General features: G+C 62.2%; 20 protein-coding genes and 1 tRNA gene. 14 read left to right on the top strand and 7 right to left on the bottom strand.

All coding sequences use genetic code 11. The features are described 5' to 3' along the window. Entirely contained in the window at window positions 1-1,044 is a 1,044-nt protein-coding gene (locus tag CUV01_RS10990; protein ID WP_232962195.1) for a Gfo/Idh/MocA family protein, read from the top strand. Window positions 1,045-1,144: 100 nt separating this feature from the next. Next, entirely contained in the window at window positions 1,145-1,906 is a 762-nt protein-coding gene (locus CUV01_RS10985) for an HpcH/HpaI aldolase family protein (RefSeq protein WP_101460509.1), read from the top strand. 13 nt (window positions 1,907-1,919) lie between these two features. Here the strand turns inward: CUV01_RS10985 and nudC are convergent, their stop codons facing one another. Genes nudC through CUV01_RS10970 form a run of 3 tightly spaced genes read right to left on the bottom strand, consistent with a single transcriptional unit; the run spans window position 1,920 to window position 5,004 of the window. After that, a complete protein-coding gene (gene nudC / locus CUV01_RS10980; protein ID WP_101460508.1) occupies window positions 1,920-2,885 on the bottom strand; it encodes an NAD(+) diphosphatase in 966 nt (321 codons plus the stop codon). A gap of 54 nt (window positions 2,886-2,939) precedes the next feature. Next, window positions 2,940-3,974 carry a M48 family metallopeptidase gene (locus CUV01_RS10975; RefSeq protein WP_101460507.1) on the bottom strand — a complete coding sequence of 345 codons (1,035 nt, stop codon included), beginning with the start codon at window positions 3,972-3,974 and terminating at the stop codon, window positions 2,940-2,942. Further along, window positions 3,958-5,004 (bottom strand): YjgN family protein, encoded by a 1,047-nt coding sequence (locus tag CUV01_RS10970; RefSeq protein ID WP_101460506.1) that lies wholly within the window; start codon window positions 5,002-5,004, stop codon window positions 3,958-3,960. Before CUV01_RS10970 ends, CUV01_RS10975 begins: the two co-directional genes overlap by 17 nt. Window positions 5,005-5,187: 183 nt before the next feature. On the opposite strand from CUV01_RS10970, the gene CUV01_RS10965 reads away from it, so the two are divergent. Further along, window positions 5,188-5,895 (top strand): class I SAM-dependent methyltransferase, encoded by a 708-nt coding sequence (locus CUV01_RS10965; RefSeq protein ID WP_101460505.1) that lies wholly within the window; start codon window positions 5,188-5,190, stop codon window positions 5,893-5,895. Window positions 5,896-5,922: 27 nt separating this feature from the next. Here CUV01_RS10965 and CUV01_RS10960 read toward each other — a convergent pair whose 3' ends face one another. Continuing rightward, complete coding sequence (locus CUV01_RS10960; protein ID WP_101460504.1) at window positions 5,923-6,852, bottom strand: cation diffusion facilitator family transporter; 930 nt, start codon at window positions 6,850-6,852, stop codon at window positions 5,923-5,925. A gap of 212 nt (window positions 6,853-7,064) precedes the next feature. Here CUV01_RS10960 and metG point away from each other — a divergent pair, with 212 nt between their 5' ends. The 6 genes from metG (at window position 7,065) to CUV01_RS10930 (ending at window position 13,596) form a co-directional block, all read left to right on the top strand. Continuing rightward, entirely contained in the window at window positions 7,065-8,771 is a 1,707-nt protein-coding gene (gene metG, locus CUV01_RS10955) for a methionine--tRNA ligase (RefSeq protein ID WP_101460503.1), read from the top strand. Window positions 8,772-8,781: 10 nt separating this feature from the next. Next, window positions 8,782-9,702 carry an arginase gene (gene rocF, locus CUV01_RS10950; protein WP_101460502.1) on the top strand — a complete coding sequence of 307 codons (921 nt, stop codon included), beginning with the start codon at window positions 8,782-8,784 and terminating at the stop codon, window positions 9,700-9,702. Between the two features lie 120 nt (window positions 9,703-9,822). Then, window positions 9,823-9,908, top strand: a tRNA-Leu gene (locus tag CUV01_RS10945). A gap of 10 nt (window positions 9,909-9,918) precedes the next feature. After that, complete coding sequence (locus tag CUV01_RS10940) at window positions 9,919-11,106, top strand: winged helix-turn-helix domain-containing protein (protein WP_232962194.1); 1,188 nt, start codon at window positions 9,919-9,921, stop codon at window positions 11,104-11,106. Continuing rightward, window positions 11,094-11,726 (top strand): 5'-methylthioadenosine/S-adenosylhomocysteine nucleosidase, encoded by a 633-nt coding sequence (locus CUV01_RS10935; protein WP_101462031.1) that lies wholly within the window; start codon window positions 11,094-11,096, stop codon window positions 11,724-11,726. Before CUV01_RS10940 ends, CUV01_RS10935 begins: the two co-directional genes overlap by 13 nt. Before the next feature lie 61 nt (window positions 11,727-11,787). After that, window positions 11,788-13,596: an ABC transporter transmembrane domain-containing protein gene (locus CUV01_RS10930; RefSeq protein WP_101460500.1), complete on the top strand. Its 1,809-nt coding sequence runs from the start codon at window positions 11,788-11,790 to the stop codon at window positions 13,594-13,596. On the opposite strand, the gene CUV01_RS10925 is transcribed toward CUV01_RS10930, so the two are convergent. Continuing rightward, window positions 13,572-14,114, bottom strand: a complete 543-nt coding sequence (locus CUV01_RS10925; protein ID WP_232962193.1) for a CAP domain-containing protein — start codon at window positions 14,112-14,114, stop codon at window positions 13,572-13,574. The genes CUV01_RS10930 and CUV01_RS10925 overlap by 25 nt on opposite strands. 158 nt (window positions 14,115-14,272) lie before the next feature. Between CUV01_RS10925 and lysM the strand changes: the two genes are divergently transcribed. Both lysM and CUV01_RS10915 read left to right on the top strand, forming a co-directional pair. After that, window positions 14,273-14,788: a peptidoglycan-binding protein LysM gene (gene lysM / locus CUV01_RS10920; RefSeq protein ID WP_101462029.1), complete on the top strand. Its 516-nt coding sequence runs from the start codon at window positions 14,273-14,275 to the stop codon at window positions 14,786-14,788. Between the two features lie 152 nt (window positions 14,789-14,940). Continuing rightward, on the top strand, window positions 14,941-16,827 hold the full coding sequence (locus CUV01_RS10915) for an acyl-CoA synthetase (RefSeq protein WP_101460499.1): 1,887 nt from the start codon (window positions 14,941-14,943) through the stop codon (window positions 16,825-16,827). A gap of 176 nt (window positions 16,828-17,003) precedes the next feature. On the opposite strand, the gene CUV01_RS10910 is transcribed toward CUV01_RS10915, so the two are convergent. Then, the gene (locus CUV01_RS10910; protein WP_101460498.1) at window positions 17,004-17,630 is read right to left on the bottom strand and encodes a DsbA family protein; all 627 of its coding nucleotides are present in this window, start codon (window positions 17,628-17,630) and stop codon (window positions 17,004-17,006) included. Between the two features lie 173 nt (window positions 17,631-17,803). On the opposite strand from CUV01_RS10910, the gene CUV01_RS10905 reads away from it, so the two are divergent. The 3 genes from CUV01_RS10905 to CUV01_RS10895 all read left to right on the top strand — a co-directional run bounded on the left by CUV01_RS10905 (window position 17,804) and on the right by CUV01_RS10895 (window position 19,776). Further along, window positions 17,804-18,007: a hypothetical protein gene (locus CUV01_RS10905; RefSeq protein WP_101460497.1), complete on the top strand. Its 204-nt coding sequence runs from the start codon at window positions 17,804-17,806 to the stop codon at window positions 18,005-18,007. A gap of 226 nt (window positions 18,008-18,233) precedes the next feature. Next, on the top strand, window positions 18,234-18,830 hold the full coding sequence (locus tag CUV01_RS10900; protein ID WP_101460496.1) for an outer membrane protein: 597 nt from the start codon (window positions 18,234-18,236) through the stop codon (window positions 18,828-18,830). Between the two features lie 394 nt (window positions 18,831-19,224). Then, window positions 19,225-19,776 (top strand): hypothetical protein, encoded by a 552-nt coding sequence (locus CUV01_RS10895; protein ID WP_101460495.1) that lies wholly within the window; start codon window positions 19,225-19,227, stop codon window positions 19,774-19,776. 76 nt (window positions 19,777-19,852) lie between these two features. On the opposite strand, the gene ettA is transcribed toward CUV01_RS10895, so the two are convergent. After that, window positions 19,853-21,508, bottom strand: a complete 1,656-nt coding sequence (gene ettA / locus CUV01_RS10890) for an energy-dependent translational throttle protein EttA (protein ID WP_101460494.1) — start codon at window positions 21,506-21,508, stop codon at window positions 19,853-19,855. Between the last annotated feature and the right edge of the window lie 82 nt (window positions 21,509-21,590).

Raw genomic sequence — 21,590 nt, 5'->3', positions numbered from 1 at the left:
GTGGCGGGCAAGACAAGCCGGCTGGCCGTGGTCGGTGCAGGGCTGATCGGTCGCCGCCACGGCCAGGCGATGTTGTCCGCGCCCGGTGTCGTGCTGGCCGGCATTGCAGACCCCGATCCCAATTCCGCCCAGATTGCCGCGGATTTCGATGTGCCATGGCATGCGGGCCTCGACGACATGATTGCAGCGGGCGGGATCGACGGTATCATCCTCGCCACGCCCAATCAGTTGCACGAAGAGGGCGCACTGGCCGCGATCGCGGCCGGCCTGCCGGTGTTGGTCGAAAAGCCACTGGCCAGCGATCTGGCAGCCGCGCGCCGCATGGTCGTGGCCGCACAGCGCGCAGGGGTCGCTCTGGCGACAGGCCACCACCGCCGCCACAACCCGCTGGTCGAACAGGCAAAGCAACTGATCACGGATGGCAGGCTGGGGCGTATCGTCTCGGTCCATGTCAGCGCCTGGCTGTCAAAGCCCGACACATATTTCGACGTCGACTGGCGGCGGCGCAAAGGTGCGGGTCCGGTTTATCTGAACCTGATCCACGATATCGACCTGATGCTGCATCTGGCAGGGCCGGTTACGCAAGTCCAAGCGATGGAATCGAACGCCAATCGCGGCAACGAGGTCGAGGATACGGCAAACGTGCTGTTGCAATTTGCCTGTGGCGCACTTGGAACGATGGCGGTGAGTGACACCGTCACCGCCCCCTTGAGTTGGGAATTGACCGCCGGCGAAAACCCGGCCTATCCCGTCACCGGACAGGATTGTTACTGGATTGCAGGCACGCAGGCATCGCTGGCCCTGCCCAGCCTGACGCTGTGGGCCAATCCCGACCAGCGCGGCTGGTGGGAACCGATCAGCGCCACCCACCTGCCCGTCGAGCACGGCGACCCGCTGCCGCGTCAGTTGGCCCAATTTGGTCGGGTCGTCCGAGGCGAACAGGCCCCTCTGGTCAGCGGCGAAGACGGGCTGGCCGCGATGATACTGGTCGATGCGATCAAGCGCGCTGCTGCAACCGGTGAACGGGTCAGCCTCGCGACTTAACGCGCAGCCCGCCGTCAGACGCCTTGCACTATCTGACGATCCGGGCACATATTGTATACCAAATGCGCCTGCATTCTTTCGCTCAGCCAAGGACAGCATCATGGACCTGCCCAAGAACGCCTTCAAAGCCGCGCTGAACGCCCGGCAGCGCCAGATCGGTATCTGGGTTTCGATCCCCGATCCGGCCAATGTCGAGTTGCTGTCGAATTGCGGCTATGACTGGATCTTGTTGGATGCGGAACACACCCCGATGGATTCGACCGAGGTCATTCCGCTGCTGCGTGCGGCTGCCCCCTATCCGGTCACGGCCATTGTGCGCCCCGGCTGGAATGATGTGGTCGATATCAAGCGCCTGCTGGATGGCGGCGCGCAAACGCTGCTGATCCCCTTTGTTCAGAACGCGGACGAAGCCCGCGCCGCGGTCGCCGCCACGCGCTATCCGCCGCATGGCATTCGGGGTGTTTCGGGCCTGTCGCGTGCCAGTGGCTTTGGTGCGGTCAAGGACTATACCGTCCGCGCGCATGAGGAAATCTGCGTGCTGGTGCAGGTCGAAACGGTCGAGGCGACCGAGCATCTGGACGAGATCGCGAAAATCGAGGGGCTGGATGGCGTGTTCATCGGTCCGGCGGACATGGCGGCGTCGATGGGACATCTGGGCAATGCCAGCCACCCAGAGGTCAAGGCCACGATCCTCGACGCGATCCGTCGGCTGACTGATCTGGGCATGCCCGCCGGCATCCTGTCCGCCGATCAGGAATTCTTGCGCGAGGCAGCCGAGGCAGGCGCGGTCTTTATCGCGGTCGATCTGGACACCGCCATGCTGCGCCGCAACGCGGTCGCGCGACGCGAGGAATGGCGCTAGGCCGCGCGGACGCTTAGTCGAAACCGGCGACCAGACCGTCAACCCAGGCCCGCAGGATCACCTGTGCCACCGCGCCCTTGCGCGCGGGCGCGATGTGGTCATGCCGTCCCTCCAGCGCCTCGGCGATCTCGGATTTGGGGACCCAGATTGCATTCTCCAACTCTGCCGGGTCGATGGTGATCTCGGTCGTCTCAGCCCGTCCCGAGCAGCCGATCATCAGCGATGCGGGAAAGGGCCAGGGCTGCGAGGTGACATAGCGCACTTCGCCCACGATCAATCCCGCCTCTTCGACAACCTCGCGGCGCACGGCCTCTTCGATGGTTTCGCCCGGCTCCATAAAGCCGGCCAGCAGCGAATACATCTTTGGGTCCCAGTTGGCATTGCGCCCCATCAGCACACGGTCGCCATCCAGCACAAGCATGATGACAACCGGATCGGTGCGCGGGAAATGCTGACGCCCGCAGGACGGACAGTCAAACCGCCAGCCGGCATGGGTCACGACGTTCTGCGCGCCGCAATTGGCGCAGAACCCATGCGTCAGCCGCCATTCAAAGATGCCCTTGGCCGCCGCCGCAATGCCCGCATCACGGTGGTCGATGTCGCCCATGCTGGCGCGCAGGTCGATGAACTTGCGGGTCTGCGACAGATCCAGCGTGCGGCGGTCGACGAATTCCGCCGGGCTTTCATCGGGCGGCGCAATATAGGACACATCGGCTGCGAAATGCGCCGTGCCGTCATCGTCCAGCCCCATGAACACCATCGGCTCGGGGCAATCCGCGATCAGTGGTTCGGTGGTGGACAACCAGGCCAGGCGAGGCCCGCCCTCGGTCAGATCGAACAGCGGCTTGCCGCGCCAGAAGGGTGAGACGCGGCTGGCCGGGTCCGCCAGCGCCGCCGCGATCCAACCGGCGTCACTGCGCAACCGGTCGGCGCGATCCAGAAAGCTGCCAGCAAATGTCACAAGGGATTCGGGTATCATGCTGGCAGGCTGCCCGCAGGCCGGAACAACAGCAAGCCCCCATGCGCCACGGTCTCAATCGCGAGGCCCTGCCACCTCGCGGATCTGGCGCACGCGATCCTCCATGCCGGGATGGGTCGAGAACCATTCGGGGCCGCCATCGCCTTCGCCCTGTTGCAGCGTCTCGAAAAAGGTGGCCAGCGCGGCGCCATCATAACCCGCAGCCTCTGCCGTCGCGATGCCAAGCCGGTCGGCCTGACCTTCCTGATCGCGTGAATAGGACAGCGACATCAGCGCGTTGCCCTCTCGCAGCATGTCCTGCAGGAACGGACCCGGATCACCAACGATCAGGGTGATCAGCAGATAGCTGCTGCCAGCACGATAAAGTTGGCGCAGCACATGGCGTCCATGGACATGGGCCAGTTCATGCCCCAGCACGCCGGCGATGACGTCGTCATCCGGAAAATCCTGCAACAGTTGATCGGTCACCAGGATCGTGCCCGCCGGCATGGCAAAGGCGTTCGGCCCGACCTCTGGCATGTCGCGAAACAACAGGCGGTATTCGCCCCAGGGCGCCGCCGGGGCCTCGGCGATCAGCCCCTCGAAGATCGCCTGCACCTGGGCCTGACGGTCCGCGGGTATCTGGCTCTCATCGGCCATCAGGCGATTGATCAGCACCATATTGCTGCTGTCCATCGCCCGCACCGGCGGCTCTGGGGTCACCGCCATCGCGATTGCAACGATCAGATCCAGCCCCCAACGCCAGACCACGAAAGCCGCAATCAGACAGGCGCTGATGAAGGCGACCAGACGTGGATGAAACGCCTCCAGCCTGCTCAGCCCTGCGCCGGGACGCGGCGCGGTCAGGCTGTCCAGATCGGCGGCGCGCGTGGCCTCGAACTGCCAGCCATCGGGCAGATGCACCTGCGCCGGACCGCCGGGCATATGATCTATCTGGCCAACCTCGCCCAGAATCAGCGTCACCCCTTGCGCATCCAGCAAGCGCGCGATGCGCCCCTGCCAGACCAATTGCGCAGGGATCTTACAAGAGCTGCGCGCCGCAAAGGCAGAGCCTGCGGCGCGGCCTTCGGTCTCAGATCGCCAGGCCAAGATCGATGCCTTCGATATCGGTATAGGCGTCACCGATTGCAGTTACCCGGCTTTCTTCGCGACCGATAAAGTCGTCCAGCGGACCGGCCGCGATCATCTTGGTCGAGGCGGCCATATAGCGCGCCATCCGAATTCGGGCCCATGGATACATCAGCGCCAGCGTCAGCACGGTGACAACCGCATTGGACAGGGCGATCCACATCAACTGCATCGGCGAGACGGTCGAGACAAAGCGATGACCGCCTTCCAGCGACATGTTCGAATAGACGGTATTGCGCAGGTAGGCCTGATAGATGAAGGCGCCGGGCAGGATGGCAACGATCAGCAGCACATACATCAGCATCATGCGGATAAACATGGAAGACGGCGGTTCGACACCGTATTGCACCGTCAGGAACAAATCTTGCAACAGCGTCATCCCGCCAAGGGCAAAGAAGCCCACGATGATGATCCCTACCGACCAGAGAATGGCGTACAGCATCGCCTTGTAGAACGGCCCGATCGGGCCATCGAAACCGAAACGTGCGGTCCCAAAGCGATGGGCGCCGACGACATAGCGATGCTTGGCCCGTACCGCGAACGGATAGGCCAGAAACAGCGTCAGGGCCGCCAGGAACGGATACAGCATGAACACCAGAAAAGACCGGCCGTAGCGACCGTCAAAGCCGAAACGCAGTCCGGAAAAGCTGGTCATCCGCGCATTGAACGCAAGCGAGCGGTTCAACAGCCAGGGCAGCGCGAACAACAGCGCAAGGATTGCCACAAAGTTGAGCAGCGGAATGGAGAGAACAATGATCCCCAGGATCACGATGATCCGCCCGATCAGGATTTGCCGGCCCGTCGCATGATAATCAAAGCGGCGCTCGTCTATCAGCGTGTTCTGCGAAAAATAGCGCGCGGTGCGCACCTTGGCCCAGGCCGAATAGATCCCGAGCGTGACGATCGACAGCAGAAGGTTGACGATCCAGATGCCGAAATAGGTCCTGGCATCGCCCGTGAAACGGACCTGATGGGTAACGCGCGATTGCATGGTGAAACTGCCCTGATGAAAACTACAGCCGACCCGTTAGTGGTGAAACCGGCCAAGGTAAAGCACGCAGTGCCGCGCCCTGCCCGATCAGCCCGCGATTGCGACAGCAGCGCTGTCATATCTGCATCGAAAGCCCTATAAGCCACCAGATTGTATGCCCCGATCGGGCCGACGAGGTGCCAGATGAACAACCCCGATAACGGATGGGAGGCCTCTGCTCGCGGCTGGATTGCCGATATGGGCGAGCATGGCGATTTCTCACGCCTGCACGTGCTGGACGATCCGATGATGGCCCGCATCCGCGGACGCGGGTTTCAGAACGCGCTGGATATCGGCTGCGGCGAGGGGCGCTTTTGCCGGATGCTGGCAGCCGAGGACATCAAGGTCACCGGGATCGAACCCACGAAGGAACTGCGCCAGACCGCCGAGGCGCGCGATCCTGCCGGGCTGTATCTGGACGCCAGTGCCGAGGCGCTGCCCTTTGACGCCGACAGCTTTGATCTGGCGGTCGCCTATCTGACGCTGATCGACATTGACGGCATCGACGCCGCGACCACCGAAATCGCGCGCGTCCTGCGCCCGGGCGGCACGCTGCTGGTCGCCAATCTGAACAGCTTCAACACCGCCGGCGGCTGGCGCAGGCGCGAGGATGGGTCAAAGTATTTCGCGCTGGACAACTATCTCGATGAGCGCGCCGAATGGGTCAGTTGGGGCGAGATCCACATCCGCAACTGGCACCGCCCCTTTGGCCGCTATATGGAATTGCTGCTGAATGCTGGCCTGCGGCTGACGCATTTCGAGGAACCGGCCCCCACAGGCGGCGATCCGGACAAGGTCGAGCGGTGTAAGCGGGTGCCATTTTTTCACCTGATGGAATGGCAAAAGCCCTGAGCGGGCAGTTGTCCCGCAAACGGCGCCTCAGCCTGTTGCGGAATGCGGCAAAGCAGAGGCCGGCTCGATCACGACTTTGCTGACCTGCGGATCATTTTCTTTCACCAGCCGCTCGATGCGGTCGATGGCCTCTGCGATCTGGACGGTGTCCAACTGGTCCTGAAAATCGACCCGGGCGAACAGCAGCACCTCTTCGGGACCAAGTTGCAGGGTCTGGATCCCCTGAACGCCCTCGACCTTGTCCACGGCACCGATCAGATTGCGTAGCTCCTGTTCCGTTTCGGGCAGCGCCCTTTCGCCCATCAGCAGGGATTTCGATTCCCGTGCGAGAAAGAAAGACGTCGCCGCCAGCACCAGCCCGATACAGATCGACCCGACGCCATCCCACCGCGCATCTCCGGTTGCCTGAGCAATAAGGATAAAGACGAAGGCCAGGATCAGCCCCACAAGCGCCGCTGAATCCTCCAGCAAGACCGTGAACGTCGCGGGGTCCTTGGACCGTCTGGCCGCCTTGAGGGCAGGCAGGCCGGGATTGTCGGCCCGCAGGTTGCGCAGCGCCACACGCCAGGTGATGAACTCGAACACAAAGGACAGACCCAGAACGATATAGGTGATCGTGTGGTTCGTGGCCTCTTCCGGGGTCAGGATATGCAGCACGCCCTGATAGGTCGAAACAGCCGCCCCCATCGCAAAGATCATCAGCGCCACGATGAAGGACCAGAAATAGATCTCGCGCCCGTTGCCCAGAGGATAGCGCGGATCGTCCGGCCTCTTGGATCGCTTCATCCCGTAGAGCAGCAAAAGCTCGTTGCCGGTGTCCACCGTCGAATGGATGGCCTCGGACAACATCGAGGAAGAACCGGAATAAAAGGCCGCCGCATATTTGGTGACCGCAATGGCAAGATTGCCTGCAAGCGCAGTATAAACGACCTTGGACGACCCTCCATGATTTGCCATGGCTTCACCCCAATCCTACCGTTCACCCGTGTACGGCCGATGATAACGACGCCTCACCGCTGCACAAGGCCAGCGCAAATCCGGATGTCAAAACTCGGGGCGACGCCTCGTGTTTGTGCCGCCTTCGGGATCGCAGGACAAAGCCTCACCGGCAGCCTTTAATTCGCCCCACATCGCGGCTAGACAGGCGCGGACACAAAGGACGCACGCAAATGGCCCGCCACCTCATTACCTCTGCCCTGCCCTACATCAACGGCATCAAGCATCTGGGCAATCTCGTCGGCTCGCAATTGCCGGCGGATCTGTTTGCGCGCTACCTGCGCGCACGCGGCCACGAGGTGATGTTCATCTGCGCCACCGACGAACATGGCACCCCGGCCGAGCTTGCCGCCGCCAGGACGGGAGAGCCAGTGGCCGAATATTGTGCACGCATGCACGGCGTCCAGTCGGAACTGGCGCGCGGCTTTGGTCTGTCATTCGATCACTACGGGCGGTCGTCCAGCGATCAGAACCGCGCTCTGACGCAGCATTTCGCAGGCCGCCTTGCCGATAATGACCTGATCCGCGAAGTCAGCGAGCGGCAGGTCTATTCCATCGACGATGGCCGCTTTCTGCCCGACCGCTATATCGAGGGCACCTGCCCGAATTGCGGTTATGACCGCGCCCGTGGCGATCAATGCGAGAACTGCACCAAGCAGTTGGATCCAACCGATCTGATCGACCCGCGCAGCGCCATCAGCGGCAGCACCAACCTCGAAGTGCGCGAGACAAAACACCTGTACCTGCGCCAGTCCACGCTAAAGGGTGACATCGCCACGTGGATCGACGGCAAGAACGACTGGCCGATCCTGACCACCTCGATCGCGAAAAAATGGCTGAACGACGGTGATGGCCTGCAGGACCGTGGCATCACCCGCGATCTCGACTGGGGCGTGCCGGTCAAGCGCGGCGATCAGGACTGGCCGGGGATGGAGGGCAAGGTCTTCTATGTCTGGTTCGACGCGCCCATCGAATATATCGGCGCTACCGCCGAATGGGCTGACAGCAATGGCGGTGACTGGGAAAGCTGGTGGCGGACCGACAAGGGCGCGGGCGACGTGACCTATACCCAGTTCATGGGCAAGGATAACGTGCCCTTCCACACCCTGTCTTTCCCGGCCACGATCATCGGCTCGGACGAACCCTGGAAGCTGGTCGATTACATCAAATCCTTCAACTACCTGACCTATGATGGCGGGCAGTTCAGCACCAGCCAGGGTCGCGGCGTGTTCATGGATGACGCGTTGGAAATCCTGCCGGCGGATTACTGGCGCTGGTGGTTGCTCAGCCACGCCCCCGAATCCGGCGACAGCGAATTCACATGGGATAACTTCCAGCAATCCGTGAACAAGGATCTGGCCGATGTGCTGGGCAATTTCGTCAGCCGCATCACCAAGTTCTGCCGATCCAAATTCGGTGAAACGGTGCCCGAGGGCGGCGAATACGGACCGGCAGAAACGGCGCTGATCGGCGCAATGACGGCCCGCATCCGCGCCTATGAGGGCCATATGCAGGCGATGGAGGTGCGCAAATCCGCCGCCGAACTGCGCGCAATCTGGGTGCTGGGCAACGAATATCTGCAAAACGCGGCGCCCTGGGCCACGTTCAAGACCGAACCGGAAAAGGCCGCGATGCAGGTGCGGCTGGGGTTGAACCTGATCCGCCTCTACGCCGTGCTGTCGTCCCCTTTCATCCCCTTCAGCGCCAAGGCCATGGCCAACGCAATGAACGCCGACGATACGTGGCCCGACGACGTCCAACAGGCGCTGACCACCTTGCCGCCGGGTCATGCCTTTACCACACCCGACAATCTCTTCGCCAAGATCACCGACGACCAGCGCGCCGAATGGGAAGAACGCTTCAACGGCACGCGCAGCTAACGAGGACCCGATGACCCATTGCATCCTGATCGGCGCGCCCGTCGACGAAGGCCAAAGACGCCCCGGCTGCCTGATGGGCCCCGCGGCCTACCGCACGGCGGGCCTCGCTGGAACGCTGACAGCGCTCGGTCACACCGCCGAAGATCGCGGCGACGTCACCCTTCTGCCCTTGGCGGACGACACCTGTGACAATCCGGCGGTCCATCACCTGCCCGAAACCATCGCCTGGACCAAGGCACTGTCGCAGGCAGCCCAGGACGCCCTGCCCGATGGCATGCCGATCTTCATGGGTGGCGATCACTCGCTTGCCCTAGGCACAGTGGCCGGCGTCGCGTCCCACGCAACCCGCGTCGGGCGGCCTCAATTCGTCATCTGGCTTGACGCCCATAGCGATTTCCACACGGTGGCGACCACCACCTCCGGCAATCTCCACGGCACGCCAATGGCCTATGCCGCCGGTCGCCCGGGCTTTGATCCGTTCCCGCCCTTCCCCGCCCCGATCCCCGGCGAGAACATCTGCATGTTCGGCATCCGCAGCGTCGACCCGGCCGAGCACGCGGCAATGCAGGAAACCGAGATCACCGTGAATGACATGCGCGTGCTGGACGAACAGGGCATCGTCGCACCGCTGCGCGACTTTCTCGACCGCGTCAGCGCCGCAAATGGCCTGCTGCATGTCAGCCTCGATGTCGATTTCCTCGACCCGGCCATCGCCCCCGCAGTCGGCACCACGGTTCCCGGCGGCGCCACCTTCCGCGAAGCACATCTGGTAATGGAGCTGCTGCACGAATCCGGCCTCGTCACATCGCTCGATCTCGTCGAGCTGAACCCCTTCCTCGACGAACGCGGGCGCACGGCCAAGCTGATGGTCGACCTCGTCGGCAGCCTCATGGGCCGCAAGGTCTTTGACCGCCCAACCCGCAGCTACTGATTCTTCTTCATGCAAATATCCCGGGGGGTGCGGGGGGCTGGCCCCCCGCCCGTCGCGGGACGCAAAATCTACAGCCTTGACCTTGCCACCGGCGGCGTCACGGGCTAGCCAAACCCCGACGCGGGCGTGGCGGAATGGTAGACGCATGGGACTTAAAATCCCTGGGGCGCAAGCCCGTGCGGGTTCGAGTCCCGCGGCCCGCACCAGATGGACGCGATGCAACGGCTGATTGACAACCCCACGGCGCGCCAGATTTTCCTTGATCGGCATGCGCTGGCAGAGCCGCCAACCGGCCCGTCCACGCGCGCAGATCTGCTGGCGCTGATCAATCGCCTCGGTTTCGTTCAGGTCGACAGCATCAACACCGTCGCCCGCGCCCATGACATGATCCTGTGGTCGCGCCGTCGCTCCTATCGCCCGCAGGTGATGCGCCGGATGGTCGACCGTGACCGCAGCCTCTTTGAACACTGGACCCATGACGCCGCCGTCATTCCGACCGAGTTTCTGCCGCATTGGCGCTGGAGAATCGACCGCCACGCGCCCTCGCTGCGCGCCCGATATCTGGCCTGGCATGGGCCGGAATTCGAAGCGCGGCTGGATCAGGTCATTGCCCATATCCGCGAACACGGCCCCGCCGGCAGCACCGATGTCGGACCGGACGAACAGCGCAGCAGTGGCGGCTGGTGGGACTGGAACCCCTCCAAGGCCGCGCTGGAATTCCTGTGGCAGACCGGGCAGCTTGCCGTGACCCGGCGCGATGGCTTTGCCAAGCTATACGACCTGACGCACCGCGTCTTGCCCCCATGCGACACGATGACTGATGCCCGCGCGATGGACTGGGCCACGAATGCGGCACTGGACCGGCTAGGCTTTGCCACCCATAGCGAGTTGGCCGCATTCTGGGGCCGCATCAAGCCTGACGAGGCTGCGGCATGGGTCAAGGCAGCGCTTGCCCGCGGCGAACTGGAACCGATCCAGATCGCATCCGCCGATGGCACGACCCGCCGTTCTCTGGCCCGGCCGGGGCTTGAGCCTCGCGCCGATGCAGCGACGCGCGGGATCCGCATTCTGTCGCCCTTTGATCCGGCGCTGCGCGATCGCAAGCGAACCGAGCGGCTGTTCGGTTTTCACTATCGCATCGAGGTCTTTGTTCCCGAGGCGAAGCGCAAGTTCGGCTATTACGTCTTTCCCATTCTCGAAGATGACCGGCTGATCGGCAGGGTTGACGCCCGCGCCAAACGGGCCGAGGGCACCCTGGTCGTCAGCGCGCTGTGGCTAGAGCCCGGCATCCGCCCGGCAAAACACCGGCTGGCCCGGATCGAGGCGCAACTGGCGCGGCTGGCCAGATTTGCCCAGTGTGACCGTGTGGATTATGAAACCGGATGGCAGCGATGGAACGACTAGAGTGCGAACAAATGGCGGGCCACAGGGTGTTGTTCGTCATGGCTGCCGACGCCGAATACGGCCCTCATCTGCGCCAGCGTTTTACGCCACTGATCACCGGCGTCGGCCCGGTCGAGGGTGCGGTCTCGCTGGCCATGGCCCTGGCGCGCATGACTGAGAGGCCCGATCTGATCGTGTCGCTTGGCTCTGCCGGATCGGACCGGCTGAAACAGGCCGAGGTCTATCAGATTGCCAGCGTCGCCTATCGTGACATGGATGCAAGCCCACTGGGGTTTGAGCGCGGCCTCACCCCGTTTCTGGACCTGCCCGCCCGGATCGACCTGCCGCATCAGATCGACGGCATGCCCCAGGCATCCCTGTCGACCGGCGGCAATATCGTTCACGGCAATGCCTACCAGACGATCGCCGAAGACATGGTCGATATGGAGACCTATGCCCATCTGCGCGCGGCCATGCGTGCCGGCATCCCGCTGATCGGGCTGCGGGGTGTCTCGGACGGCGATCGGGCGCTCAGCGATTTACGCGACTGGACGCAGTACCTGCATATCATCGACGAAAAGCTCGCCAATGCGGTCGATTTGCTGGAACAGGCGCTTAGCAATGGGCAACTGCGGCCATAGGACCGCTTGCCCCTCTGCGCATCGCCGCCTAAAGCCATCACAGCATCCAGAAAGGGGCCGAATGGCACGCGCGACACGGATCATCGAAGACCGACCTGTGACCAAGCGGGTCGGCGCCCTGAACGCCTTGTGGCCCTTTTTGCGCCCCTATCGCATTCAGGTCGGGCTTGCGATGGCTGCGCTGGTTCTGACCGCCGGCATCAGCCTGATCATGCCCCTGGCGGCGCGGCGTGTGGTGGACGGCTTTGGCGAAGGCGCGGCGTTGCTGGATCAGTATTTCGGCGCCGCTATCCTGATCGTCGCGCTGTTGGCCCTGGGCACCGGTCTACGCTATTTTCTGGTCACACGTCTGGGCGAGCGCGTCGTCGCGGATATCCGCGTGGCCGTCTTTGCCCGTGTCATCACGCTCAGCCCGCGCTTTTTCGAACGTCTGATGACCGGCGAGGTTTTGTCGCGCATCACCACCGACACCACGCTGATCCAGTCGGTCGTCGGCTCGTCCGTCTCGATCGCCTTGCGCAACATGATGATTCTCGCCGGCGGCCTGATCATGCTGGCGGTGACATCCGTCAAACTGACCGGGCTTGTGCTGCTGATCGTGCCGGCCATCATCGTGCCCATCGTCGTGTTGGGACGCCGGCTGCGCAAACTGTCGCGCGAAAATCAGGACTGGATCGCGGCCTCCTCTGCCGCGGCGTCCGAGAACCTGTTGGCCGCGCAAACCGTGCAGGCCTATACCAACGAGGCCCGAAGCATCTTTGAATTCGACCATGTGACCGAACGGTCCTATGGCACGGCGCTGGCGCGTGTTCGCACGCGTGCAGTGATGACAACAATTGTGATCTTTCTGATCTTTACCGGCGTTCTGGGGGTGCTCTGGGTCGGTGCGCGTGATGTGCGCATGGACATCATGACGGCGGGCGAGCTGGTGCAATTCGTGATCTACGCGATCCTGGTTGCCAGTTCGACGGGCGCTTTGTCGGAAATCTGGGGCGAGTTGCAGCGCGCAGCCGGTGCGACCGAACGTCTGACCGAACTGCTGACAGCCGAGGACAATATCCGCGACCCTGCCCAGCCTGTCCCGCTGCCGCGCCCAGTTCAGGGCCAGATCGACTTTGACCATGTGACATTCCGCTATCCCTCGCGGCCCGATGTTTCCGCGCTTGAGGATATCAGCCTGACCATCACACCCGGAGAGACCGTGGCGCTGGTTGGCCCCTCGGGTGCCGGCAAGACCACTGTGATCCAGTTGATCCAACGGTTCTGGGACCCTGATCAGGGACGGGTCACGCTGGACGGCATTGACCTGCGTGACATGGCGCGCACTGATTTCCGTCAGGCCATCGCCCTTGTCCCGCAAGACCCGGTCATTTTTGCAGCCTCGGCCCGTGACAATATCCGCTTTGGTCGCGCCGATGCCAGCGATGCTCAGGTCGAGGCCGCCGCGCGCGCCGCCAATGCCCATGATTTCATCGCCGCTTTGCCCGATGGCTTTGACAGCCAGTTGGGCGAACGCGGCGTGATGTTGTCAGGCGGCCAGCGCCAGAGGATCGCCATCGCCCGCGCCATCCTGCGCGACGCACCGATCCTGCTGCTGGACGAGGCGACGAGTGCGCTGGACGCCGAATCCGAGGCGGCAGTGCAAAAGGCCATCGAGACATTGTCCCAGGGTCGGACGACGATCGTCATCGCGCATCGATTGGCCACGGTGAAGAATGCCGACCGCACGGTGGTTTTCGATCACGGCCGTATCGTTGCACAAGGACGGCATGACGAACTGATCGCGCAGGATGGGCTTTATGCCCGTTTGGCCCGGATGCAATTCACCGCCGCGCCAGAGGTTGCTCAGCGCGCCTTGGGTGCAGAATAGACCGCAGCCCAGAACGCTGTCTTGCCGTCCGAACCGATGGCCCGGCCAATCCCGACCTCGCTGACCTGTGGGATATGGATGTTGTCCCGATGCCCGCTGGAGGCGTTCCATTCGTTCAGGACACGGTTCAGGCTGAAGGGCCCCGCCGCGATATTCTCTGCCGTCAGCATCGGCGCATAGCCAAGCGATTTCACGCGCTGCGCCGGCCCCGAGGTCTTGCTGCCGTGATGCGCCATCAACCCACGCCGCGCCATGTCGCAGGCATGTGCCGCAGCCGCCTCGGCAAGCGTCGGATTGGGCGAAACACTGGCCAGCCCTGCCGTCCGCCGTGCCGCGTTGGTGGCCCTTGCCGCTGCCGCGTTCTCAGCCGCACTGGTGCCGACGCATTGCGCCGCACCCGGGGCTGTCGCCTGAACATCGGGATATTTGCTGCTGCTGCCCGAACGGACGACATCATCCTGACCGCCGGCGCACCCCGCCATGATCATCGCAACACCGATCAAGCCCAGCTTTTGCATGTATACCTCGCCCCTCTTTCTAGCCTGAAATGACTAGTTCAGTTTCGCGGGCTTACCAAGCTGGATTTGCCAAGCAATTTAATGATCAGCCTTTCCGGCGGAACTTCGCTGCCAAGCGAGGCGTTTCGCGTTTGAACATGAATATGAAAGGACAATTCATGGCATTGTGGGATTTCGTTAAGGACGCTGGCAAGTCGCTCTTGGGTTCAGAGGCCGAGGCCTCCGAGGCGCAGCCGCAGCCTGATGAGCAAAAGCATGACGCGGAAACCAACCGCAAGGTCGAGGCGCTGCAAGCCGAGGTCAAGCGCCTTGGTCTGGACGGCAGCCAGGTACATCTGCGCCTGCGCGGCGACACGGTGATCGTCGAATCCAAGGGCGCCGACCGCGAAACCATGGAAAAACTGATCCTGGCCGTCGGCAACATCAAAGGCATCGCCCATGTCGAAGCCGATCTGCCCGAAGACGCGGCGCCCGCAGGCGAGGCGCAGGCGAAATCCGGGGCGAAACCCGTCTTTCACACCGTGGCGCAGGGCGAAAACCTGTCGGCCATCGCCAAGAAATATCTTGGCAATGCCAATGACTATCACGCCATCTTCGAGGCAAATCGCCCGATGCTCAGCGACCCTGACAAGATCTATCCCGGTCAGGTTCTGCGCATCCCGCAGCAGGCCTGAGCCTGCTTGACTTTGCGTCACTGACGCAGCGTTGCACGATGGAGGGCGGGGGCTGCACCCTTGCCCTCTTCATGCATTATGAACCATTCTTTGCCAAACTCGGCATGGCAGGAGACAGCCGGGATCAACAAGCATGAAGGGAGGGGGCATGCATGGGCCGTTTTGGCAGCATAGAGGATCGCAACCGGGTCGAAGCCGAGATGGATTACGCCAGTCGTGATCTGCCGCAGACGATTTACAAACTATTGACTCAGACGGCCGAGCGGTTCCCGAACCGGCCCGCTCTGTCCTTTCAGTTGCTGGCCGGCGAACGCGATCATGCCACCACGCTCAGCTGGACCGAACTGCATAAGCGCGTGACCGAAACCGCCAACCTGTTTCGCAGCATCGGCATCGGGCCGAGCGATACGGTCGCCTATCTGCTGCCCAACAGCATCGAAACCCCTGTCGTTCTGCTGGCCGGTGCCACCGCTGGCATCGTGAACCCGATCAACCCCCTTCTGGACGCCGAGCAGATCGCAGGCATTCTGCGCGAAACCGGGGCCAAGGTTCTGGTGACGCTGAAAGCCTTTCCCAAGACCGACGTCGCACAAAAGGCCGCCGAGGCAGTGGCGATGGCGCCCGGCGTCACGCATGTGATCGAGGTCGACCTGAACCGTCATCTGACCGGCCTGAAGAAATTCATTGTACCGCTGCTGCGCCCCAAGGTCACTACCAAGCACCACGCAAAGGTCCTGGATTTCGAGGCCGCAACCAGCGCCAAGAACCACGACCATCTGGATTTCGACGACCCCCAGCAGGATCGCGTCGCCGCCTATTTCCATACCGGCGGCACCACCGGCACACCCAAGGTCGCGCAGCACAAATATTCCGGCATGATCTATAACGGCTGGCTGGGCGGCAAGCTGCTGTTCGATGAAACGGACGTGCTGATCTGCCCGCTGCCAATGTTCCACGTCTTCGCTGCCTATCCGATCCTGATGTCCTGCGTCGCCTCAGGGGCGCATGTCGTGATGCCGACGCCTGCCGGGTATCGGGGCGATGGGGTCTTTGACAATTTCTGGAAGCTGATCGAACGCTGGCAGGTGACTTTCCTGATCACCGTGCCCACCGCCATCGCGGCGCTGATGCAACGCCCGGTCAACGCGGATGTCTCGACCCTGCGGACCGCGATTTCGGGATCTGCACCGCTGCCGATCGAGTTGTATAACCGCTTCAAGCAAGCCACCGGCGTCGAGATCGCCGAAGGCTATGGCCTGACGGAATGCACCTGCCTTGTGTCGTGCAACCCGGTCGACGGCATGAAAAAGGTGGGATCGGTCGGGATACCGCTGCCCTATACCCACATCCGCATCCTCAATCATGACGACACCGGCAATATGCATGAATGCGGCACCGATGAGGTCGGCGAGATCTGCGTAGCCAATCCCGGCGTCTTTCCCGGATCGACCTATACCGAGGCCGACAAGAACCATAAGCTCTTTGCCGAGGACAACTATCTGCGTACGGGCGATCTGGGCCGGATCGACCCCGATGGCTATCTGTGGATTACTGGCCGCGCCAAGGATCTGATCATTCGTGGCGGTCATAATATCGACCCCGCCGAGATCGAGGACGGGCTGCTGTCCCATCCGCAAGTGTCCTTTGCCGGTGCCATCGGCCAGCCCGACGCCTTCGCGGGCGAACTGCCCTGCGCCTATGTCGAACTGACCGAAGGCGCGACGGTGACGGTTGATGAGTTGATGGAACATGCCAAGTCCCATGTCCACGAACGCGCGGCCATGCCGAAATATATCGAAATTCTTGATGAACTGCCAAAGACAGCGGTGGGCAAGATCTTCAAGCCCGACCTGCGCCGCATGGCGATCAAGCGCGTCTATGATCAGGCGCTTGAAGGGACCGGCGCCTCTGTCGCGGAGGTCGTCGAAGATAAAAAGCGTGGTCTGGTCGCACGCCTTGCGCGTAAGGGCGAGGTGGATGAGGCAAGCGTAAAGGCCAAGCTGGGCGAGTTCACCCGCCCTTGGGAGTGGGTCGCCTAGATCATTCCCAGGTCTCGCCGGATGTCCGCCTCTCGGACCTGACCGAACGATACCCGCGCCATAAAAGGCCTTGGCTCTTCAGCGAATTGCCAAGGCCCTGACCGCCCCATCGGCGTCCGGTAGATCGCGGTGGCCAGCCGATGGAGCGGTCTTACCCAACCTCTGGCCACTGCAGACTAGGTCACGCCCATGGTACGACGTGCGCGGGCGACCAGATCCTGCATCTCTTGCAGCGACATCCGGCCAAAGACGCCCTCGTCGCCGGCGATGAAACTGGGGGTTCCCATCAGCCCCATATGCTCTGCCAACTGGTTGGACTGAGCGATATGATCGGTGGTCTCGGCGCGGTCCATATCGGTGCGCAGCCGGGCCATGTCCAGCCCGACCTGACGCGCGACACGCAGGACACTGGCCTCGACCGCGCGATCCTTCATCCCCATCAGACCGGCATGAAACTGCCAGTATTTTTCCTGCCGCAGCGACGCCAGAGAGGCACGCGCTGCAAATTCAGAGCCCTCTCCAAAGACCGGCCATTCGCGATAGACCACGCGCAGATCGGGATCCGATGAGATCAGTTTCTGCACCGTTCCGATCATGACGCGACAGAACTGGCAGTTATAGTCGAAGAACTCGGTCAGGGTGATATTGCCCGCCGGATTGCCCAGAACGGGCGCGTTTGCGTCACGCTCCAACGCTTTGCGCAATTCGTCGGGCATCGGGTTGGGACGGTCGGCAGACTGACCGAATGCGGATGTTGCGGCAAAGGCGGCAGTGCCGGCGAGAACAATGCGACGGGTGGGCATGGCGATCCTTTTGAGATTGGATTTCAGGCAAGTCTAAGGGTCCAAGCGCAACAGGGACAGTCACGATCGGGTGGGCTGAGGCCTGCGAGGTTCAGCAACCGACCCAAGCGTGATTTGGCGATTCGCCGATTCTGCCGCATGATGGCCACGCACTGCAACTCAAGGAGACTGCCATGCCACGCCGCATTTCCGCCGTCTTTGCCGCGCTGCTGTTGGCCATGCCCGCATTCGCGCAAGAGGCTGAAACTACCACCACCGAACCCACGATTATACTGCCGGTGCCCGAGGCAACGGACGCTGATGCCCCGACCACACCCGAAACCGTGAGGCCGGTCCGCGGCTCGGGCTGTTCAAGCTCCAAGGCTGTGACCTCGTAATATCGGTATGATAGGCTAATTTTTTCCGATGAACCGGATCGCTGATTGCGTTTCGACGCGTCTGCTTTGACGCCACACCGAGCCCTGCTGCGCGCGACTTCACGACATTTCACGACTGGCTGGTTGCATCCGGGACACTGGCCGCGCGGGTCTGGCCTCGTGCCCCCTGTCCAGCCGCGCAACCGCTGCCTAGGTTCTTGCAGCAAGTCAATAATGGAGCATTTCAATGAAGTTCGTATTTGCAAGCGTCGCGGCAAGCCTTTTTGCTGGCACGGCATTTGCCGGTGGCTATGTCGCGCCGGTGGTCGAGCAACCTGTCACCGTCGCCCCGCCCGTGATCGTCGCCGACCCTTCGGATTGGACGGGTTTCTATGCGGGTCTGCAATATGGCCAGGGTGGTATCGACGAGGTTAGTGACAGCGGACCCGATCTGGAAACCGATCTGGATGCCTGGGGCCTGCATGGCGGCTACAACCGTGACTTCGGCAAGTTCGTCCTGGGTGGCGAAATCGATTATAACAAGGTCGATCTGGATATTGGCGGCAAGGCCGACCTGACCCGCCTGCGTGGCCGCGCCGGTTACGACATGGGTCGTTTCCTGCCTTATGTCACCCTGGGCGCGGCGCATATCTCGACCGATGATGATGCGGGCGATTTCTCGGAGACCGGCATCACCTACGGCATCGGCGCCGATTTCAAGGTCACCGATCGTTTCTCACTGGGCGCCGAATACTCGCGCGCAGATTTCGACGACGTCGATGGTGTCGACGGCCAAGATCTGGAAGGCGATCTGGTGCAACTGCGCGGTTCGTTCCACTTCTGATCGAACGGTCATCGCAACAAACAGCAAAGCGGTCCTGCGGGGCCGCTTTGTGCGTTCCAGGGGAACGCTGAAGCGCTTGTCAGGCTTGATCAATGCAAATTCCGCCGCCCCTTCCAGCCCTTGGCGCAACATGAGTTGGCCTTCACAATAAAGTAGGAAGGCCACCTTCCGTCTGCGATGCGCAGATATCGGCCAAACTTGCGCCTTCCCGGCAGTCAGCAATTGCAGGCCGGAAACCCCGTTCTTCTGACCGGGTGCCATTTCGGGATTCGTTACGTTCCAAAAAACCGAACACAGCGTGCGACCGCGCCGCAGTGGCGGCTATGGGCTGGTCGTACCAATTCGATCGGCAGGACGGGGCACGTCGCCCTGCCAACCAAGAAAGAGACAAATTATGAAAAGTGCTATTCTTATCGCTGCCGCATTCGCCGCATCCGCCACTGCCGCTCTTGCCGATGTCACCCCGGGCAAGGCACAATTCGCCGCCGGCGTTGGCGTCAATGCTGCCGATTATTCGCTGGCCGAGCTTGCGCTGTTGCGTGACGCAAAACGGGACAATGACCGTGAAGCCGTGAACTACTATGTGACCCGCGAAAATCGCACCGGCGTCCAAAGCGCCGCCGCCGTCACGCCTGCCGAGACGCTACTGGCCGCGAAACTGGGCCTGGATGCCAGCCGCTATACTCAGGCCGAACTGGACCTGATCGACATCGCTCGTCGTGACAATGACCGTGAAAAAGAAGCGTTCTACCTGAACCACGAGAACCGCCAAAGCGCGTCGACCGCCGCAGCCGTCACCCCTGCAGAGGCGCAGGTTGCCGCCAAGCTGGGTCTGGATGCCGGCCGCTATACGCTGGTGGAACTGAACCAGATCGACGCTGCTCGTCGCGACAACAATCGTGAAAAAGAGAACTTTTACCTGAACCACGTGAACCGCAATTCGTAAGGCGTCACGTCGACGAAACTTCGGTGCGGGACGGGCAGAACGCCCGCCCCGCCCGCTATAGCGCAGAAGGTCCGCGTTACCGCGTGAACTTCTTGTACTTCACCCGCTTCGGTTCGATGCTGTCTGGCCCCAGGCGACGAACCTTGTCCTCTTCATACGCTTCAAAGTTGCCTTCGAACCATTCGACATGGGCATCACCCTCGAACGCCAGGATATGGGTGCAGAGGCGGTCGAGGAAAAAGCGGTCGTGGCTGATGATGACCGCGCAGCCGGCAAAGTCCTCCAGCGCGGCTTCCAGCGCCTGCAGGGTTTCAACGTCCAGATCGTTGGTCGGTTCGTCCAGCAGCAGCACGTTGCCGCCGGATTTCAGCAGTTTGGCCAGATGGACGCGGTTCCGTTCACCGCCTGACAGCTGGCCGACCTTCTTCTGCTGATCGCCGCCCTTGAAGTTGAACGCCGACGCGTAGGCGCGGCTGTTCATCGTTGCGTCGCCCAGCACGATCTGTTCCGCCCCGCCCGAGATTTCCTCCCAGACCGTCTTGTCGCCCTCAAGCGCATCACGGGACTGGTCGACATAGGATAACTGCACCGTGTCGCCATAGCTGACATCGCCGGCATCAGGCTGTTCCTGCCCGGTCAGCATTCGGAAAAGGGTGGATTTACCGGCGCCGTTCGGGCCGATGACACCGACAATTCCGCCCGGCGGCAGGCTGAAATCAAGCCCTTCGATCAGCAGCTTGTCACCCATGGCTTTCTTCAACCCGTCGACCTCGATCACCTTGTTTCCGAGGCGTTCGCCATTGGGGATGATGATCTGTGCGCGGGACAGTTTTTCGCGTTCGGACTGGCCGGCCAGTTCGTTATAGGCGTTGATCCGGGCCTTTTGCTTGGCCTGCCGGGCCTTGGCACCGGCGCGGATCCATTCCAGTTCGCGTTCCAGCGTTTTCTGTTTGGATTTATCCTCGCGCGCCTCTTGCGATATCCGCTTGGCCTTTTGTTCCAGCCATGCGGAATAATTGCCCTCGTAGGGAATACCCCGGCCGCGATCCAGTTCGAGGATCCAACTGGTGATATCGTCCAGGAAATAACGGTCGTGGGTCACGATCAGAATGGTGCCCGGATATTCGATCAGGTGCTTTTGCAGCCAGGCGATGGTTTCCGCGTCAAGGTGGTTGGTCGGTTCGTCCAGCAGCAGCATGTCGGGCGCTTCCAACAGCAGCTTGCACAGCGCGACGCGGCGGCGTTCACCGCCGGACAGGGTGCTGACATCGGCCTCATCGGGCGGGCAGCGCAGGGCCTCCATCGCGACGTCGATCTGGCTGTCCAGATCCCACAGGTTTTCGGCGTCGATTTCGTCCTGCAGGGCGGCCATTTCTTCGGCGGTCTCATCCGAATAGTTCATCGCCAGTTCGTTATAGCGATCCAGTTTGGCCTTTTTCGCGGCGACACCCAGCATCACGTTGTCACGGACGTTCAGCGTTTCGTCCAGTTTCGGTTCCTGCGGCAGATAGCCGACGGTCGCGCCCTTGGCGGCCCATGCCTCGCCCGAGAAATCCTTGTCCAGACCGGCCATCACCTTCAGCAGGGTCGATTTACCCGCGCCGTTGACGCCGACTACACCGATCTTGACCCCGGGCAGGAAGTTGAGGCGGATGTTCTCGAACACCTTCTTGCCGCCGGGATAGGTCTTGGACACGCCGTCCATGTGGTAAACGAACTGATAGGACGCCATCGGGAATCTCCTGCATAAGCTGCTGGCTATTTAGGGGATCAGGCGAGCAAGTTGAAGCCGCGTTGCCGAGATTCCCTGCGGC

The organism is Paracoccus tegillarcae (assembly GCF_002847305.1).
Taxonomy (GTDB): Bacteria; Pseudomonadota; Alphaproteobacteria; order Rhodobacterales; family Rhodobacteraceae; genus Paracoccus; species Paracoccus tegillarcae.
The sequence above is the reverse complement of the archived record's forward strand: the minus strand, read 5'-3'. Positions and strand labels throughout refer to the sequence as shown.

What these genes read in the sequence shown, in the direction of transcription:
- CUV01_RS10985 (WP_101460509.1), top strand. Translation starts at nt 1,145, where the DNA reads ATGGACCTGCCCAAGAACGCCTTCAAAGCCGCGCTGAACGCCCGGCAG.
- nudC (WP_101460508.1), bottom strand. Translation starts at nt 2,885, where the DNA reads ATGATACCCGAATCCCTTGTGACATTTGCTGGCAGCTTTCTGGATCGC.
- CUV01_RS10970 (WP_101460506.1), bottom strand. Translation starts at nt 5,004, where the DNA reads ATGCAATCGCGCGTTACCCATCAGGTCCGTTTCACGGGCGATGCCAGG.
- CUV01_RS10965 (WP_101460505.1), top strand. Translation starts at nt 5,188, where the DNA reads ATGAACAACCCCGATAACGGATGGGAGGCCTCTGCTCGCGGCTGGATT.
- CUV01_RS10960 (WP_101460504.1), bottom strand. Translation starts at nt 6,852, where the DNA reads ATGGCAAATCATGGAGGGTCGTCCAAGGTCGTTTATACTGCGCTTGCA.
- metG (WP_101460503.1), top strand. Translation starts at nt 7,065, where the DNA reads ATGGCCCGCCACCTCATTACCTCTGCCCTGCCCTACATCAACGGCATC.
- rocF (WP_101460502.1), top strand. Translation starts at nt 8,782, where the DNA reads ATGACCCATTGCATCCTGATCGGCGCGCCCGTCGACGAAGGCCAAAGA.
- CUV01_RS10940 (WP_232962194.1), top strand. Translation starts at nt 9,919, where the DNA reads ATGCAACGGCTGATTGACAACCCCACGGCGCGCCAGATTTTCCTTGAT.
- CUV01_RS10935 (WP_101462031.1), top strand. Translation starts at nt 11,094, where the DNA reads ATGGAACGACTAGAGTGCGAACAAATGGCGGGCCACAGGGTGTTGTTC.
- CUV01_RS10930 (WP_101460500.1), top strand. Translation starts at nt 11,788, where the DNA reads ATGGCACGCGCGACACGGATCATCGAAGACCGACCTGTGACCAAGCGG.
- CUV01_RS10925 (WP_232962193.1), bottom strand. Translation starts at nt 14,114, where the DNA reads ATGCAAAAGCTGGGCTTGATCGGTGTTGCGATGATCATGGCGGGGTGC.
- lysM (WP_101462029.1), top strand. Translation starts at nt 14,273, where the DNA reads ATGGCATTGTGGGATTTCGTTAAGGACGCTGGCAAGTCGCTCTTGGGT.
- CUV01_RS10915 (WP_101460499.1), top strand. Translation starts at nt 14,941, where the DNA reads ATGGGCCGTTTTGGCAGCATAGAGGATCGCAACCGGGTCGAAGCCGAG.
- CUV01_RS10910 (WP_101460498.1), bottom strand. Translation starts at nt 17,630, where the DNA reads ATGCCCACCCGTCGCATTGTTCTCGCCGGCACTGCCGCCTTTGCCGCA.
- CUV01_RS10905 (WP_101460497.1), top strand. Translation starts at nt 17,804, where the DNA reads ATGCCACGCCGCATTTCCGCCGTCTTTGCCGCGCTGCTGTTGGCCATG.
- CUV01_RS10900 (WP_101460496.1), top strand. Translation starts at nt 18,234, where the DNA reads ATGAAGTTCGTATTTGCAAGCGTCGCGGCAAGCCTTTTTGCTGGCACG.
- CUV01_RS10895 (WP_101460495.1), top strand. Translation starts at nt 19,225, where the DNA reads ATGAAAAGTGCTATTCTTATCGCTGCCGCATTCGCCGCATCCGCCACT.
- ettA (WP_101460494.1), bottom strand. Translation starts at nt 21,508, where the DNA reads ATGGCGTCCTATCAGTTCGTTTACCACATGGACGGCGTGTCCAAGACC.